The sequence below is a fragment of the Pseudomonas sp. NFACC04-2 genome (genome assembly GCF_900119265.1).
Lineage (GTDB): Bacteria > Pseudomonadota > Gammaproteobacteria > Pseudomonadales > Pseudomonadaceae > Aquipseudomonas > Aquipseudomonas fluorescens_AA.
Window position 1 is genome coordinate 387,704 of record NZ_FPJC01000003.1, and the last position, 16,998, is coordinate 404,701.

The 16,998-nt window shown below is 60.9% G+C and carries 11 protein-coding genes and 2 pseudogenes; 9 read left to right on the forward strand and 4 right to left on the reverse strand.

The genetic code is table 11. The features are described from left to right. Positions 1-30: 30 nt before the first annotated feature. Both BT125_RS06220 and BT125_RS06225 read right to left on the reverse strand, forming a co-directional pair. Positions 31-744 (reverse strand): GntR family transcriptional regulator, encoded by a 714-nt coding sequence (locus tag BT125_RS06220; protein WP_072405667.1) that lies wholly within the window; start codon positions 742-744, stop codon positions 31-33. A gap of 90 nt (positions 745-834) precedes the next feature. After that, a complete protein-coding gene (locus BT125_RS06225) occupies positions 835-1,866 on the reverse strand; it encodes an Ldh family oxidoreductase (protein ID WP_072405668.1) in 1,032 nt (343 codons plus the stop codon). Positions 1,867-2,086: 220 nt separating this feature from the next. Here BT125_RS06225 and BT125_RS06230 point away from each other — a divergent pair, with 220 nt between their 5' ends. Together BT125_RS06230 and BT125_RS06235 are read left to right on the forward strand one after the other, a co-directional pair. Then, on the forward strand, positions 2,087-6,916 hold the full coding sequence (locus BT125_RS06230; protein ID WP_072405669.1) for a dermonecrotic toxin domain-containing protein: 4,830 nt from the start codon (positions 2,087-2,089) through the stop codon (positions 6,914-6,916). A 167-nt stretch (positions 6,917-7,083) separates the two neighbouring features. After that, positions 7,084-8,082 (forward strand): FecR family protein, encoded by a 999-nt coding sequence (locus tag BT125_RS06235; protein WP_072405670.1) that lies wholly within the window; start codon positions 7,084-7,086, stop codon positions 8,080-8,082. A gap of 195 nt (positions 8,083-8,277) precedes the next feature. Here BT125_RS06235 and BT125_RS06240 read toward each other — a convergent pair whose 3' ends face one another. Then, the gene (locus BT125_RS06240; protein ID WP_072405671.1) at positions 8,278-10,626 is read right to left on the reverse strand and encodes a bifunctional acylase PvdQ; all 2,349 of its coding nucleotides are present in this window, start codon (positions 10,624-10,626) and stop codon (positions 8,278-8,280) included. Positions 10,627-10,922: 296 nt separating this feature from the next. Here BT125_RS06240 and BT125_RS06245 point away from each other — a divergent pair, with 296 nt between their 5' ends. Then, entirely contained in the window at positions 10,923-11,303 is a 381-nt protein-coding gene (locus BT125_RS06245; protein ID WP_060742244.1) for a hypothetical protein, read from the forward strand. Positions 11,304-11,312: 9 nt separating this feature from the next. Here the strand turns inward: BT125_RS06245 and BT125_RS06250 are convergent, their stop codons facing one another. Continuing rightward, positions 11,313-11,501, reverse strand: a complete 189-nt coding sequence (locus tag BT125_RS06250) for a hypothetical protein (protein ID WP_042731964.1) — start codon at positions 11,499-11,501, stop codon at positions 11,313-11,315. Positions 11,502-11,794: 293 nt separating this feature from the next. On the opposite strand from BT125_RS06250, the pseudogene BT125_RS29965 reads away from it, so the two are divergent. The 6 genes and pseudogenes from BT125_RS29965 to BT125_RS06275 all read left to right on the forward strand — a co-directional run. Next, positions 11,795-12,874 (forward strand): annotated as a pseudogene (locus BT125_RS29965) (cache domain-containing protein); the annotation flags it as partial. Positions 12,875-13,207: 333 nt separating this feature from the next. Beyond that, positions 13,208-13,735: pseudogene (locus BT125_RS29970) on the forward strand (methyl-accepting chemotaxis protein); the annotation flags it as partial. 221 nt (positions 13,736-13,956) lie between these two features. Continuing rightward, positions 13,957-14,403 (forward strand): DUF411 domain-containing protein, encoded by a 447-nt coding sequence (locus BT125_RS06260; protein WP_072405673.1) that lies wholly within the window; start codon positions 13,957-13,959, stop codon positions 14,401-14,403. Next, positions 14,403-14,837 carry a YqaA family protein gene (locus BT125_RS06265; RefSeq protein WP_072405674.1) on the forward strand — a complete coding sequence of 145 codons (435 nt, stop codon included), beginning with the start codon at positions 14,403-14,405 and terminating at the stop codon, positions 14,835-14,837. The genes BT125_RS06260 and BT125_RS06265 overlap by 1 nt, the downstream gene beginning before the upstream one ends. Before the next feature lie 85 nt (positions 14,838-14,922). Continuing rightward, entirely contained in the window at positions 14,923-15,954 is a 1,032-nt protein-coding gene (locus BT125_RS06270; RefSeq protein ID WP_072405675.1) for an alpha/beta fold hydrolase, read from the forward strand. 11 nt (positions 15,955-15,965) lie between these two features. Further along, positions 15,966-16,928: a D-2-hydroxyacid dehydrogenase family protein gene (locus tag BT125_RS06275; protein ID WP_072405676.1), complete on the forward strand. Its 963-nt coding sequence runs from the start codon at positions 15,966-15,968 to the stop codon at positions 16,926-16,928. The last annotated feature ends 70 nt before the right edge of the window (positions 16,929-16,998 follow it).

Here is a 16,998-nt window from a genome sequence, read left to right on the forward strand (position 1 = left end):
GATCTGGGCAAGAGAAATCTGCCGGGCGAGTTACTCCGAACGCAGAATCACCGTCATCCGCTCGTCAGCCAGCGTCGAGCCGAACACTTCGGCGTAGCGCAGGGTCGCATTGGCATGCTCGCGCATGATCGCCTCGGCACGGCCGCTCTGGCGATTGATCAGGGCGTCGAACACCGAATGGTGTTGCATGTGGGCATAGTTGAAGCGGCGAAACTCGCCGGCCATGTTCTGGCGATCCACCGCCAAGGCGGTGACTGAAGCGAAAGGCAGATGATCGTTGCGAGCCAGGGCATCGGCGATCGCCGGGTTGTGGCTGCCTTCGACGATCACCTGATGAAAGCGCATGTTGAGGTCGTGATAGACCTCCAGGTCATCCTCGGTCACATAACCTTTGGCGAACAGTTCATCCCCCTGCACCAAGCATTGCTCGAGTATCGCGCGCGCTTCTTCAGACAAGCCATGCTCAGCCGTCTGCCGTGCCGCCAGGCCCTCCAGCACGCCACGTACCTCCACAGCCCCGGCGATTTGCTCGGCACTGACCGAACGCACCTGAAAACCTCGCCCGCCAAAGCGCACCAGCAGCCCTTCCTGCTCCAGGGTGCGGAACGCCATGCGCACCGGCATGCGCGACACGCCGAACAACTCAGCCGTGGGAATTTCCATCAAGCGCTCGCCAGCGGCCAACTCACCCGAGGCGATCATCTTGCGCAGCGCAACCAGCACCATTTGGCCGGGCTTACTCATCCAGGCGATTCCAGAGAAAAGAAGCCGTCATAGTAGAAGGCTTGGCGCAACGTGTCACGACAGTGCAAGGCCTCGATAAAAGCCGGTGGTTCAAATGCCCGCCAATTCCCGCAACTGCGCCAAAGTCAGCTCGTCCAGGACAATCCCCTGCTCATTGGCCTTGCTGCGCTCGCGATGACGACGGTCACCCGGCAACCGCCGCAGCCCGACACCATGCATCTGTCTGACCAGTTCCCGGCTGCGCTCGGCAAAGTCTTGTCCGGCGGCCTTGCTGGGGTCGATCACGATCAATAACTGGCCGGTCCATGGCGTCTTGGCGCCCGGATGATTGCTCCAGTCGAACTCGAAGGAAAAGTTCCCCCCGGTCAGGGCCGCCGCCAGTAGCTCGACCATCATCGACAGCGCCGAGCCCTTGTGTCCGCCAAACGGCAGGAGCGCTCCGCCTTCGAGAATCGCCTTGGGGTCGCGGGTCGGTTGACCGAGGCTGTCCACACCCATGCCCGGCGGCAACAACTCGCCCTTGCGTGCAGCAATCTGCACGTCACCGTGGGCGATGGCGCTGGTGGCCAGGTCGAAGACAATCGGCTCACCGTCGGCCCGTGGTGCGGCGAAGGCAATGGGATTGGTGCCGAACAGTGGGCGATCCGCGCCATGGGGCACCACACACGTCATGCTGTTGACCACGCTCAACGCCACCAGGCCTTCGTAGGCAAACGGCTCGACATCCGGCCAGAGCGCCGCGAAGTGATGGGAGTTGCGAATGGCCAAGACGGCGATACCGGCGCTGCGGGCCTTTTCCACCAGCAATGGCCGCGCCGCAGCCAGGGCTGGCTGGGCGAAGCCGTTACCGGCATCCACCGCGACGAACCCTGAGGCCACATCTTCGACTACCGGCACGGCCTTGCCGTTGACCCAGCCGCTGCTCAGCGTCGAGACGTAACCGGGAAGGCGAAACACGCCATGGCTATGGGCACCGTCGCGCTCGGCCCCGGCGCAGTTTTCAGCCAGGCACCGGGCGACGTCGGTCGACGTGCCATGACGCAGGAAAATCTTCTCCAGCAAGCTCACCAGAGCATCGAAGGACAGGGTGCAAGAAGCGGCATGATCGGATGGCGCGGACATCTGAAGCTCCGGAATGATTGTTGGAGGTAGCAACAGCGTGAAGAACCCACCCGGTGATTAAACACTGTTTCAGGCGCGCACTGTCAATCCTTCCCCACCGCAGATCAAAGAAGCCTGGCGTGCAATAACTATGTACCACCTTTGCCCATCCATCGTTGCCTAGCCTGAACGCTTGCGCCCCATTCGCGCCGTCTTGCGGCGCCTTGATCGAGAAGCAACGATGACCACTGAAACCACGCCACTGCTATTTCCCGAGGTATTGAACGCCACTCGCCTGGACGAATTGACCGCTCCCCACGGGCTGACCCAAGCCGACCTCGACTGGTTGCACCATGTCTCCCTGCCCAGCCATGCGCAACGTGCGGCGCAGAGGCCGCCGATGTCCGCCGAGACGATCCAGCTCCAGGCCGAGGACAAAGCGCCGATTCCATTGGTCGGCTGCTTTATCCTCAAGGCCCTGCCAGATACCGACGGAGCCGACCTCAAGTCTGCGTTCCTTTACACGCCGGACAGGGGGATTACCCAGTTCAGCGACCCGCAAGCCCTGGAAAACAAGATCGATGAAATGCTGCAGGACGCCACGGGGCGCGACGAACTGTTTCGCTACCTGTCGATTGCCCAGCGCAGCGAACTGAACAGCAGCACCGACATCACACAAACCAGCCAGATCATCGACGAAGACGTTTTCCAGGCACAGATCGAATCCATCGAACACGCCCAGAGCCTCAATGCCCTGGCCATGGTGGATGAGCTGATCAAACTGCCCACACTGACCTCGATGCTCGACCAGGCGTTGAACGAGCGGCTTCCCGACTTCGATCAACGACAGGCCCGCGTCGCCTTGCGCAAGGGTGGCCCGCTGGGCGATAGCCATGCAATCCCGGTCACTGAGAGCATTGCGCTGAGCGACGCCGTGCTGGTGTACTTTCACCATCAGGGTTGGCCAGCCGGGCATGACGTCGACCTGACACACCCCGGCATCAGCGCGCACACGGCGCAACAATGGGAAGGCATCATCAAGGCTACGGCCAGGAACCTGATCCCAAAGCTCAGCCAATGCATCGATGCCTACTGGGAGGCGAACAGCCCCTTCCACCTGTCGCGCCGCCACTTTCTTGCCCGCGTCATTCGCGACGCATTGCAGGCCGCGATCCTGATCGAGCGCGAAAAAGGACAACTGACCCAGGCCCAAAGCCAGGAGCTGCTTCGACTGTTCAGGCCTTCGCGTCGGGAAGAGCCACTTCTGTTCATCGAAACGATTCGCCTCTGGGAATATGCGCCGCGTTTCGTCGAACTGGCGGGTTCGTTGATGATCAGCGGCAAGGATCATTATCTCTACACCCCCAGCCACGGCCTGCAGAAGGTCGCCAACTACCTGGGTTTCAAGGATGCGCTGCTCAAGCCCCCGGCCACAGTCGAGCCCGGGCAAGCGCTCTACAACCTCTTGAGCCTGGAAGAACGCAACCGTTTTCTACGCTTCGACCAGCCGCACGTGTCGGGCGAATCGGTGAACTTGCCAGTGGCTGAATCCCTGGCTGACGCGATCATTGCCAAACAGCTGGACAACTTGCACTACGCGTTGGAAATGTCCCGCCAGGGCGACATCAATCTCCACTCACTCATCGACAAGGCGCTGGATATCCGCACCTTGATCAACAAAAGGTTGTTGGACCAGAAAACCGATGGGCATTGGGGCACACGACCGGCGTTTTACGGGGACTTGCGACCGTCCAGCTTCATGGCCGACCAACTGGAGAGGAAGATCAGGAGCTACACCGATGTCGAAGACACTTTTCACACCCACTTCATCAAGCTGCCGCCCGCCAACACCGCCTCGCTACACAGCGGGTTGGACAAACTACTGCCTGAACTGACCAACGTCTTCTCACTGGGCCTGCGCGCCGAGGCCGAACTCAGAGAACGTGACGGAACGCTGCCGACCGCCGCCCATGACTTGATCAGGAACGTTTTCGCCTACGACGGCGACTACCCGGACCGCACGCAACGCCTGGGCATCAGAGGCTTTCAACCAGATGTCTATGCGTTGAAGCTGACGTGCCGTACTGAAGAGCGTGTGATTTCCCTACGCCTGTCCAACTGTTTTTTAATGACCGAGCGCGGCGGCCTGGATACCCCCTACTCGGGCATGGCCATCCTTTGGTCCCCCACTGGCGGCCTACAGGCTTTTGCGAGCGTAGACCTGGCCACGGAGCAATTGAACAAAAACCTGCTGGACACTCGAACACGCTTTGCCTGGCTCTCGAACCTGGCGCCCGCTCAACGCATGCCCCACGGACGCTACCAACTCCAGGCCTATGAACTGCTGGAAGACAATGTGCTGGTAAATCGGATGAACTCGTTCATCGAGCAGTTCAAGGCCGAGCGCAATTACTTGAGCACATTGAAAATCGGGGATTGGAAACTCAGCGGATCGGCGTTGCGCAACAGCCTCGACGCCTTGCTGGCTAAAGGCGCGCCCACCAATCTGAAGCGCGCCGTGGACATCGCCCAAGCCAACCGGCGGCAACAGACACTGCCCGCCTGGCTCGGTACGGCGTCCCTGGAAGATCAACGCCTGCATATCGAAGTGCTCGAGCAGTACAAGAACAGCGTGGTCGATGCCGAGGCCAAGGACTACCTCGACGGTATCGAGCCATTGCGCATCTACGTGCATAAAAAACTCAAAGCGTTACTGGACGCACGTTTCCCTGGAAAAAACCTCGACCCCGATACCCTGCAGATCACGCCGGACCTTGCCGTCGTGGGGCCGGCCAGCGCGTTGACCGACTTTGCCTTGCATCATGTCGATGTGACCCGAAACGGCTTCAAGATCTCGTCAACCTCCACGCACAAACTGCCTGACGGCTTGAACGAGATGGCGGTCAGGCAAATATTATCGTCATTGGATATTCCCACCGCCTATAAAGCACAAGTCATGGACAGGCTGTCCGGCTCCGCCGCGCCAGTCTTGCAAAGCAAGCGACGATTCCGCCGGCAACTCCCCTGGCAACTGCTGCAACATGCTCACGCCCGGCACCTGCAGCAACATCTCTCCAGCAAAGCATTCGACCTGATTCGCCAGGTACTGGACATGCCGGATGCCGTAGCCCGTAGCGCGGTCGAAGGTGCCAGTGCAGTGTTTCGTCCAGTGGAACTGATCAAGACTGGTGGCGCGGCGGCGGTCAAGGCCCTTGGCCTTTATCTGGTGGGTTCGAGCGCCCGGGCAACCACCCCCCTTGTTCTGTATGCCCCTTATCACTCAGGTCATTGCTTTACCGAGTTCAAGGACGAAGCGAGTGTGGTCGCGGCATTCAACACGCCCGGCGCGCTCCAGGATTTGCTGGTCCGCCGGCTTCCCGAGGACCAGCAAGCCCTTTTCAAGAACCTGTTCGCTTCGACACTCGGGCACCTTTCGGAAATCACCCTGGGTTCCAACCCTATCCGCACAAACCTGCTCGACACGCTGTTCGATGACAACACGAGGTTGCTGGCAGAACTGTTGGGTTCCCAGGCACAGGACAAGCGCCAATTCGACTGGAATACCGCCTTGCACCTGTTCAGCTCGGGCATCCGGTTAGTGGGAAGACAGTTGCCGGGCAAACTGACGTTCATAGAAACGCTGTGGGAAAGCTACCAAGACTTCAAAGCGTCTTCCGAAGCCTTGCAAGCGCATGACTGGAAAACCGGCTTGCACAACTTCATCGCCGGCGCCGCCGAGATGGTCTCGCTGGGCCTGCTCAATCGCGACGATACATTCGGCCTGCTCGATCCCGTTGACCCCGCCTTGCCAACTGTCCCATCGGCGCTCACCTGGAAGGACATCGCTTCCACCAGCCAACTGCGTACCGACCTGGGCGTCTTCGAAGCCACGGGCGTCAGTTTGTCCAGCCTGCAAAAAAACCTGGCTGAGGGAACTTACAAGGCCATGGAAAACGGCAAGCTTTATATCCCCTTGGCCGGCAAAGTCTTTCAAGTGGCAAAAGCCGGCCAAACCTGGCGAATCATCCATGAACAGGGTGAGGGGCCGTTATTGAAAAGGTCCCCGGATGGCCGGACATGGGGGATCGACCCACAACGCCAAACCATCCGCTTTGGCAAGGCCGGGTCGAAGATGGCCATCACCTATAGCGACTTCAAGGCCAAAGGTTCGTTGAATATTGAAGCGCGGGGCATGACGGAAATACGCCGGAAATATCCCCATCGGGCCAATGCGATCGTGCAAGCACTGGAGACCGCGCGACTCTACTCGTTCAATGCCCTCCACAACCTCCATCAATTCAAGCAACACGTTCTTCCGGGCTCTCGACTGGACAGCTACCTTAGATTGTTTTTTGGTGTCAGCAACGTCGATGCCAGTCTTATCAGCAAAATAGAGACAGCGATCTCACCGATATGCCAGGCATTGGCCGATCCTTCCTGGGAACTGCAAAATGCGAACCGCATTGTTGTCGGCCACCTCAAGCACCTGGAGGATAGAGCCACTGCATTCGTGCTCGAACCGACCGCCGCTGGAAGAATCTACCTCACACAGTTCTTCTTCGACATGGGATTGGATGGGTACAAGGCCGTCGTCCCCGGCACCTTTAATGTCGACGCCCATGCCCAGGCAGCGACCTTCATCCATGAAGTCTCCCATCAGTTGTTCGATACCCTCGATATCATCTATCTGGACGCGGTACTGCCATTCCTCGACTTGATTTCGACAACGACTTATCTAGGGCAAGTGCAATACGCCAAGCAAAAGGAGCTGCAGCTCAACGGACTTTCGTTGACCACCCCAAAATTCAAACTGTTCACGCAATGGGATAGCGCAGACAACACCTACAAGAAGTTGGAGCTGCTGCCTTTATACAAAGAAACAACCCGGGAGATCCTGAAGCTCACTGGCGCCAGAACCATGGATATCGCCCGAGATGATTTTCTGGATCCGATTTTGCCGGGCAAGCGCATCGACGTCATACTCCGCAACGCCGACTCGATCACACTATTGATTTGTGAACTAGGGCGGCAACTCGATGCGAGTCCCTCCCGGCAACTTGCCGTGCCGTGAGTTACACAAGAGGGGGCTTGTTGATCTTTTTTTCACGCAAGGTATGCGACGGTAGGCTACGACTGATGTTTGAGCGAAAAAACAGACTCATTGATGCGCAAACGCCATGACGGCAGTTCTCGGCAGCTCATGCCGAAGGTTAGAATGCGGCAAACCAGGACGAATCAATGACCGAACATACTCTCTCGGAAGCCGAATACGACGCCATTACCGATGCCGCAGCCCATTGGTGCATGCGATTGCATGCCGTCGACTGCACCGACGCCGAACGGCAGGCATTCAAGCAGTGGCATGATGCCGATCCCCTGCATGCTTTCGAATACGAAGCCATGCAGGAAATCTGGGATGTTGCCGATCATCTGCCGCGTGTCGAGGCAGCCGCCGCCACACCAGCGCCCAGGCCCCGGTCACGCTGGAGCCGGTTGGCTGCCGCTGCCGCGGTGTTCGTCGTCGGCCTGCCCCTGGCCGCCTACACTGGCTGGAACCTGGACTGGATCGCCAATTCCTACCAGCGGTTCGAAGCCGGCACAAGCGTGCGCCATATCACCCTGAGCGATGGCAGCCAGGTGGAACTCAACCTGGGCAGCGAGCTGACCTTCGCCAATTACAAGAACGAGCGCCGGGTCACCCTGGAAAAGGGCGAGGCGTTTTTTGACGTCAGCCATGACAAACAGCATCCGTTTGTGGTGCGCGCAGGCCAAGGCCAGGTGCGTGTGACCGGCACTCGCTTCAACGTCTGGATGTACCAGGACCAGGTGCGGGTCACGCTGGTGGAAGGCTCGGTCAGGGTCACCAGCAACCAAGCGCTCACCCGTAACGGCCTGCAACTCTCGCCGGGCATGCAGGCGAGCTACAAGGCGGGCGACCACCAGCCCCAAGTCCGCGAGACAGCCCCGAACGACAGCTCGCTGGCGTGGCGCAACGGCAAGCTGGTGCTGGATGACCTCGCCCTGAGCGATGCGCTGCCGCTGATCAACCGCTACCTCGAGCGTCCCGTCATGCTGGCTGACACCAGCACCGGCGGCCTGCGTGTCGGCGGTGTCTACAACATCAGCGAAGTACAGAACCTCGTGGCTTCGTTGCCCAAAGTCCTGCCGGTCTACCTGACCCGGAACAAGGACGGCAACCCGGTGCTCAATTCCATCGGGCAGCGGCCGGTCCAATAACTGAAGGGCTCCCCTGTGGAGCAAAGCTTGCTCGCGATAGCGGTGAATCAGCCTGACTCGTTCTTGAAGTACCGCCCCCATCGCGAGCAAGCTCGCTCCCACAGTTTGGATCGCTGTTGGTGTCATTTCCCAACCACCAGAAATCCCCTGTGGGAGCGAGCTTGCTCGCGATGACGCCTGCAAGCACAACCGCGGTTATTGCGTCGCCACCCTGCCCGCCTCATCACGCTCACGGATAATCACGGCCTGATAATGCGGATCGGCCTCGATCTGCTGTTCGGTGAAAGGCAGCACACTCCACTGCTTCTGCGAAAACGCCTGGGTCTGGTCGGTCGAATACGGTGAAGCGGGGTCGCTGGAAATGGAAAACGCCAACAACCCCTGGGCTTGCGGACCTTTACCGTCAAACGTCACCACTTGCAGGTAACTGGTGCCGCTGACCACCTCCCGCTTGCCGTTCGCCCCCGGCACGCTCTGGATCGCGTTATAGATGCCCAACTCCCCGGGGCCGCCGTGGATCGGCGTCTGTCGGCTGCCGCTGCTGGCCACCTGGACGTCTTGCCACTGGCTGTCCTTCGACAACCCCGCAACCTTCACTGCCTCCACCGAAGCCAGCATGGCCTCGCGCACAGCCTTGAGCACCGGCGGTCGCTCGATCGCCAAGCCACGCGGGGTGTGTTGCGGGTCTTTGGAATCGAACGCAACGCGCCATGAATCAGGCACCGCCTGCAGCCGCTCCATGATCTGCTGGAAGTACACCAATCCCAGACCGCTGTTCAGGCCGGCCTTGCGATCCCAGGCCTTGAGGCTGGCACAGGCTTCGGCCAATGCCGATGCATCGCCCCCCAGGTCTGCGACGCAAACGCCGAGCAGATCCGGCATCACCTGGTCAGCCAGGTAAACCTGATCGTCCATGACCATGCGCTGCAAATCCTCGACCTTCACCGGCCCGCCCTTGGCCAGTTGGCCCACCCGTTCCAGCGCAAAACGCGCCCGCAGGCCCAGCGGCTGGCCTTGCTGGCTGATCACTGGGGAAAAACCGGACAACGGCTGCGCAGGGTTGACCATCCAGGCCGAATCGTTGGAGTTCTGCACATAATCGCGGCGCAGCAGTTGCGGGAGCTTGTCGGCGGCATAAATGCCCTTTTGCACCGCGTTGGAATCGCTGCCCCAGGCACATTCGCTACGACTGCCATCCAGCACGATAAGCTGCAATCCGGCCCTGGGATCGCTGCACCGGGCCAGTTTGTCGGCGTCGACGTTCGGCACCACCGACACGTTCATGTAGAGGCTTTGCCCCTGGTCGTCCACCGCCAGGGTATTGACCCAGGGAATGCCTTGGATCTTATGGACCGCGTCCTGCAAATCCTTGAGGGTGACCGCCCTGTTCATGGCGTACCACTGGGCCAGTACGCGATCATTTTCCAGGTTCGCGTCCCGCAGGCTGTAGGCGAACTGGTTGTCCCAGTCCAGCCGACCGGGCCATTGCACGATCGGGCCGAACTGCGAGCCATAGACCACACGAGAAACCGTCTGCACCTGGCCGCCGGGTTGCTTGATGTCCACCGCGACGGTCTGCTGGCTCATCGGTACGGATTTGCCGTCGAGCAGGTAGCGGGTCGGATCTTTCGGGTCGAGCTGCAACCGGTACAGGGTGAAATGCTTGGAACTGTCGACGGTGTGGGTCCAGGCCAGGTGCTGGCTGAAACCGATATTGATCATCGGCAAGCCTGGCAGCGCCGCCCCCATGACATCCAGCTTGCCGGGAATGGTCAGGTGCATCTGGTAGAAACGCATGCCGCCCACCCACGGAAAATGCGGGTTCGCCAGCAACATCCCGCGACCGTTGAACGAGCGCTCACTGCCGATGGCCAGGGCATTGCTGCCGCGCTCCAGGGCGAAACGCTGCTGCCGGGTTGCGGCGGCGGCGAAACCGTCGACCTGGGGGTGCGCGAGTGCCGTCGCCTGGGGCGGTTGCGCGCCAGCCAGGGCTTCGGCGAACTGGCCGACGCCGCCTTCCACCAACAACCGACGGGTCAATTTGACCAGGTCCAGCGCGGTGATAGGCCGCACCCAGTCGCTGACGCATTGCTCGGGCAGGCCCTTGGCCTTGAGCTCGGCCAACGCGCGGTTGTAGCCCGCCGCGTAGCCTTCGACCAGTTGTTGCACTTGAGGCGTCTGGGCCTGCCAGAAACCGGAGACCGCTTGCGGCGTGTTGAGCCAGCTGAAAAACAGATCGCTGACGCGGTTCTGCCGCTGCTCCACCGTGACCTGCTCGGGCCCGAAATAACGCGAGCGCTGGGCATTGACCGTGACGATCTCATTGGCCAGCAGGCACAGATTGTCCTGGGCGTAGGCATAACCGATGCCATAACCCAGCCCACGCTCGTCCTGAGCCCGGATATGTGGCACGCCAAAACGGGTGCGACGGATCTCGGCACTGGCCTGCTGCCCATCGTCCTGTGCATTGACCACGGGGCTGAGCCCGAGGGCGATCCCTAAAAAAGCACCCGCAAGGCCAACCCTCGATAACTGCCCGGACATTCTCACGTTCACTCCTGATGAAAACTGCAGAAACCAGGACGGCTACCGGTGCGCCAGTAGACAAGTACTCGGCCCGCCTGGGAAATCACACGCCGCATGCTGAACCGGAATGTGCCTACCTTGAAAACGAACCGGATGAAAAAAAATTAATGGCCACACGCCGCTTGAATACGGGGGTTTGACGAAGCAGGGGCAATTTTTTCACATCACCACCCTCATGATTGCCCATCCTCGTTCGTCCTATAACAGGAGAGTATTCGTGACCTTTTCTGATCTGGCTGGTAAGGAGTTTCTGCATGCGTAACGCGCAACTGCCCATGGAGGGCAAGCCAAGGCCGACCGGCGTCTCGCTGAGCGCCACCCACCGTGAATTCGAGAGGCCGCCAGAGCGCGGCGGCAATGACCATATCAGGCGCCTGCTCAAGAGCTTCGGGCTCAGGACCAGCCTGATTCGCCTCAAAGTCATCGACGCGTTGCTCAAGGCCGCCCACGAAAACCGCTGCTTGGGCGTGCGTGGTGTGCACAGTCAGTTACTGGGGCTGGACATTCCGTTGTCCTTTCTCAGCGTGCGCGAGGTGTTGAAGCGCCTGTGCAGCGAGGGTGTCGTGACCCTCAACCCCGATAAAAGCTACCGCCTGCACCCCAGCGCGATGGCCGTGCTCGAGGCCGAGGAATGAAACCGGCGCTCAGGGCTTGACCTTGCGCCGCATCACGCCGTTGATCACCACCACGATGACCGCCACGGCAATGGCGATGTATTGAAACAGCTGCTCGCTGATCATGCCCTTGCCCTGCATCCAGGACAGCCCGAGCATGATTGCCAGGACGACGAGGACGATCAGAATCGAGTATTTCAAACGTTGCGAATGAGTCATTGCCAATTTCCTGAATGTATCCGTTCTGTATCCGAAGGCTTGCCGATCCATACCTCATTTGCCGGCATGACGACTCACCAACGGGGCCCCATGGTACAGCCGAAGGCCCGCCTTCGTGCAATCCGCTCGTTTTATCCCTTGGCTGACTGACATCTAAAGCTGCGTCCTCCCAGGCCGATATATACGGAACTGCCCATTCGCCAGTTTCAGAAAATCGCCTTCGTGCAAGGATTCTCCGTATGCCCTCACTCCGAACGATTCAGGCTCGCTATACCCTGTTTCTGGTTGTTTTCATGCTGGTGTTGTCCCTCCTGACCGTGGTGGGTATCAGTTACCTGGTCGCGCCCAAGCTGCGCCAGACTGAAGAGGAAGTGGCACTTAACCGCATCGCCGAGGTTGCCGAACAAATCCAGGGCGAACTGAACAAAGTGCAGGCGCAGCAACGCAGCATTACCCAGACCATCCCGCTGCTCGACAGCGATGCCATCGACAAAGTGTTGCCGGGGCTGGTGGATCAGTACGGCGAGCTGAAAGTCTTCGGCGGCGGGATCTGGCCTTTGCCCAACCAGCGAGCCGAGGGACGCAGCAAATTCAGTACGTTCTGGCACCGCGACGCGTCCGGCAAACTGGTGGTCAATACCTTCTGGAACAGTGACGCCGCGCCCAACTATTACGAACAACCCTGGCACAAGGGCGGCATGGCCACCCCACCGGGCAAATGCGCCTGGGCCGCGGCCTACAAAGACGACGCCAGCGCCGAACCACGCACCAACTGCGCCATGGCCATCCAGAAAAACGGCGTGCCTTACGGCGTTTCCACTATCGACGTAACCCTGGGCTTCTTCAATGAGCTGGTGGCACGCAAGGAAGCCGACCTGAGCGCCGAGATGCTGATCGTCGAAGGCGACGGCAAGATCATCAGCAACAGTTCGCGCATCAGCGGGCCGATCGTGCTGAAGAACATCAGCGAACTGGCGGCCACCTCGCCATTCGCCGCTCAGGTCAAGGCAGGCCTGGCCAAGCGCGACCAGCCGCTGCAACGTGTGGAGTTCGACAACAAGGGCGAGGCCAGTACCTTCTTCATGCGCCCTATCGAAGGTTCGCCGTGGTTCCTTGCCACCGCATTGCCGACCCGCCTGATCACGGCCCAGCGCGATGACGTACTGAGCACGCTGAGCCTGCTGCAGGTCCCGATGGTGATCCTGTTGGTCTTGATGCAGCTGTACGCGATCCGCCAGTTGACCAATCGCATGAAAGTCCTCAAAGGCAACATCGACGCCTTGTCCACGGGCGATGCCGACCTGACCCGACGCATCACCATCCGGGCCGAGGATGAATTGGGGGCGATCGGTCACTCGGTCAACCGCTTCATCGCTTACCTGCAAGGCATGATCGGTGAAGTCACCCAGGCCACCGGCGCCATGGCGTCGAGCCTGGGCGATCTGCAGCGGACCTCGGCCCACACCAGCGAAATCCTGATGCGCCACGCCTCGGAAACCGACCAGACCGTGACGGCCATCACCCAGATGAGCTCCACGGCTGAAAGCGTCGCGCAAAACGCGGCCGAGACCGCGGCGTTCACTCAACGCGCCAACGAGCATGCCGATCGTTCCCGCGTGGTGGTCGGTGAAGCCTCCAACAGTGTGGTGGCCTTGATCGATGAAGTGGCCAGCGCCACCCGCAAGGTCGAGAGCATGCAACAGGACGCTCAGCGCATCACCGAGATTCTGGGTGTGATCGGCGCCATCGCCGGGCAGACCAACCTGCTGGCGCTCAACGCCGCCATTGAGGCCGCCCGGGCCGGCGAGCAAGGCCGTGGTTTTGCCGTGGTGGCCGACGAAGTCCGCGCCCTCGCCGCCCGCACCCAGGCCAGCACCTCGGAAATCAACGAAATGCTGACCCGCCTGACCCAAGGCGTGAGCTCGTCGGTCTCGGCCATGGAAAACACCCAGGCCAGCTGCCAGTCGGCCGCCGACGCGACCTCCCGCGTCAACTCGGGCCTGGACGAAATGGCCGGCTCGGTCAGCCAGATCAACAGCCTGAGCACCCAGATCGCCACGGCCGCTGAGCAACAAAGCGCAGTAACCGAGGAGATCAATCGCAGCATGGTGCAAATCCGCCACATGGTGGAGGAACTGGTGGAAAGTGGCCTGGCCAGCGAAACCAACACCCGGCAACTGCTGGAAGCCAACACACGGGTGAATGCGATCATGGGTCGGTTCAAGGTGCGCTAAAACCTCACCATCCCCCTGTGGGAGCGAGCTTGCTCGCGATAGCGTCGGATCAGTTGCAAGGTTGTGATTGACAAACCGCTATCGCGAGCAAGCTCGCTCCCACAGGACTGTATTCGCCCTCCCAACCTGACAACTCTGCAATCCCCGCCTCAGGCCCCTGTCAGCTCGTGCCCGCTACTCTGTTATCCTTGCGCCAAACCGTTCGACACGAGACCTCCTTCATGGCCAACCCCCTGCATCTGCTCGCCTTGAGCGCCCTGTTCATGACCACCCTGGCCCAGGCCGCGGAACCGGTCTTCATCGATGTGCATCGCGACGCCAATTGCGGCTGCTGCAAAAAGTGGATCTCGCATTTGCAAGAAAACGGTTTCAAGGTCAATGACCATGTCGAGGCCGACATGAGTTCGGTCAAGCAACGCTTGGGCGTGGCGCCGAACCTGCGCTCCTGCCACACCGCCGAAATCAACGGCAAATTCGTCGAAGGCCATGTCCCGGCCGACCAGGTGCTGGCGCTGAGCAAGCGCGATGACCTGCTCGGCGTGGCCGCACCGGGCATGCCCATGGGCTCGCCCGGCATGGAAATGGACGGCATGAGCGACGCTTATCAAGTGATCGGTCTGAAAAAAGACGGGACCCAAACCGTAGTGGCGGATTACCCGGCCCGCTGATGGGCGAAGCCTATATCGGCTTGTTCCTGGCGGCATTTGGCGCGGCGACCTTGCTGCCCCTGCAATCGGAGGCCTTGTTGGTCGGCCTGTTACTCAGCGAGCGCCACGTTGTCGGGCTGTTGCTGGGGGTCGCCACGCTCGGCAACGTCCTGGGCTCGCTGGTGAACTGGTGGCTGGGCACGCGCCTGGAACATTTCAAGGACCGGCGCTGGTTTCCGGTCAGCCCTGCGCATCTGGACAAGGCTCGTGCGCATTACCAGCGCTTTGGCCGCTGGTCGCTGTTGCTCAGTTGGCTGCCGATCATCGGCGATCCATTGACCCTGATGGCCGGGGTGATGGGCGAGCCGTGCCGCCGCTTCCTGCTGATCGTGACCGTTGCCAAAGGCCTGCGCTACGGCGCTCTCGCCCTCGCCACGCTGGGCTGGATGGGTTGAACATTTGGGCCGTTCGGTTGCCTGTGGTTAATGTCGCCATAATCGGGTCGCGCCAGGATCGGCGACGGCCACAAGGAGATTGACCATGTCCCGAACACCCACCCGCTGGTTGCCCAGCCTGTTCCTCAGCGCCGCCCTGCCCCTGCTCGCCCAGGCCGCCAATCCGCCGGAAGGCCCGGCCTACGGCGCCCAGTTGGAGGGCTTCGAATACCCTTATACCCTCAAGCACTTCGCCTTCCAGTCCCAGGGCCAATCGTTGCAGATGGGCTACATGGATGTGCCGGCCCAAGGCAAGGTCAATGGCCGCACCGTGGTGCTGATGCACGGCAAGAATTTCTGCGCCGCCACCTGGGGCGATTCGATCAAGGTACTGAGCGAAGCCGGCTACCGGGTCATCGCCGCGGACCAGGTCGGCTTCTGCACATCGAGCAAACCCGAGCATTACCAGTACAGCTTCCAGCAACTGGCGACCAACACCCAGGCCTTGCTCAAGGCCCTCGGAGTACAGAAAGCCATCGTCCTCGGCCATTCCACCGGCGGCATGCTCGCCACCCGTTACGCCTTGCAGTTCCCCGATCAGGTCGAGCGCCTGGCAATGGTCAACCCCATTGGCCTGGAAGACTGGAAAGCCTTGGGCGTGCCCTACCGCACCGTGGACCAATGGTACGCCCGTGAGCTGAAAGTCACCGCCGAGGGCATTCGCAATTACGAGCGCACGACCTATTACGCCGGCCGCTGGAAACCTGAGTTCGACCGCTGGGTGGACATGCTCGCCGGTTTGAACAAGGGGCCGGGCCATACGCAAGTGGCGTGGAACTCAGCGCTGATCTACGACATGATCTTCACCCAGCCGGTCTATTACGAGTTCAAGGACCTGACCGTACCCACCCTGCTGTTGATCGGTACCTCTGACACCACCGCCATCGGCAGCGACATCGCGCCGCCGGCGGTAAAGGCCAAACTGGGCCACTACGAGGTATTGGGCAAGCAGACCGCCGGGCTGATTCCCCGCTCAACCCTGGTGGAGTTCCCCAATCTGGGGCATGCCCCGCAGATGGAAGAGCCGGATCGGTTCCACAAGGCCCTGCTGGGCTGGCTGGACAAACCCATTCCCTGACGAGGTGTTCCATGGCGGTGCAAATAGCAGTCATAGACGATTGGCAAGATGTGGCACGCGGTGTGGTGGACTGGTCGGTGCTCGACAGCGTCGGCCAAGTGACCTTTCTCCACGACTATCCCGCCGACCGCGACACCCTCGCCGAACGCTTGCAGCGCTTCGAGGTGATCTGCGTGATGCGCGAGCGCACTGTGTTCGATGAAGGCCTGCTGCGCCGCCTGCCCAACCTCAAGCTGCTGCTCACCGGCGGCATGCGCAATGCCGCCCTGGACCTGAAGGCCGCAGCCGAGCTGGGCATCCAGGTGTGCGGCACCGACAGCTACAAGCACGCCGCGCCCGAACTGACCTGGGCACTGATCATGGCCCTGGCCCGAAACCTGGTGCCGGAAGCCAATGCCTTGCGCGCCGGTCTGTGGCAGCAAGGCCTGGGCGGCGACCTGCACGGCAAGACGCTGGCGATCCTCGGCCTGGGCAGCATCGGGACACGGGTGGCGCAGTTCGGCCAGGTATTCGGCATGCGAGTCATCGCCTGGAGCCAGAATCTCAGCGCCGAACGGGCCGCCGAAGCGGGTGTGACCTACGTCAGCAAGCAGGCGTTGTTCGAACAGGCCGACATTCTCTCGGTCCACCTGGTGCTCGGCGAACGCACCCGCGGCCTGGTGGATGCCCAGGCGCTGGGCTGGATGAAACCCGAGGCGCTGCTGGTCAATACCTCCCGCGGGCCGATCGTCGATGAGACCGCGCTGATCGACGCCCTGCTGCACCGGCGCCTGGCCGGTGCCGCCCTGGACGTATTCGCCCAGGAGCCCTTGCCCCTCGCCCATCCATTCCGCACCCTGGAGAACGTGCTGGCCACACCTCATGTGGGTTACGTCAGTCGACAGAATTACCAGCAGTTCTATTCCCAGATGATCGAAGACTTGCTGGCCTGGACGGCGGGCCAGCCGATTCGGTTGCTGACGCCGATGGGCTGAACCCGGAGGAGCATCCCACCTTTTTCTGTGGGAGCGAGCTTGCTCGCGATAGCGGAGGATCAGTTGCAGG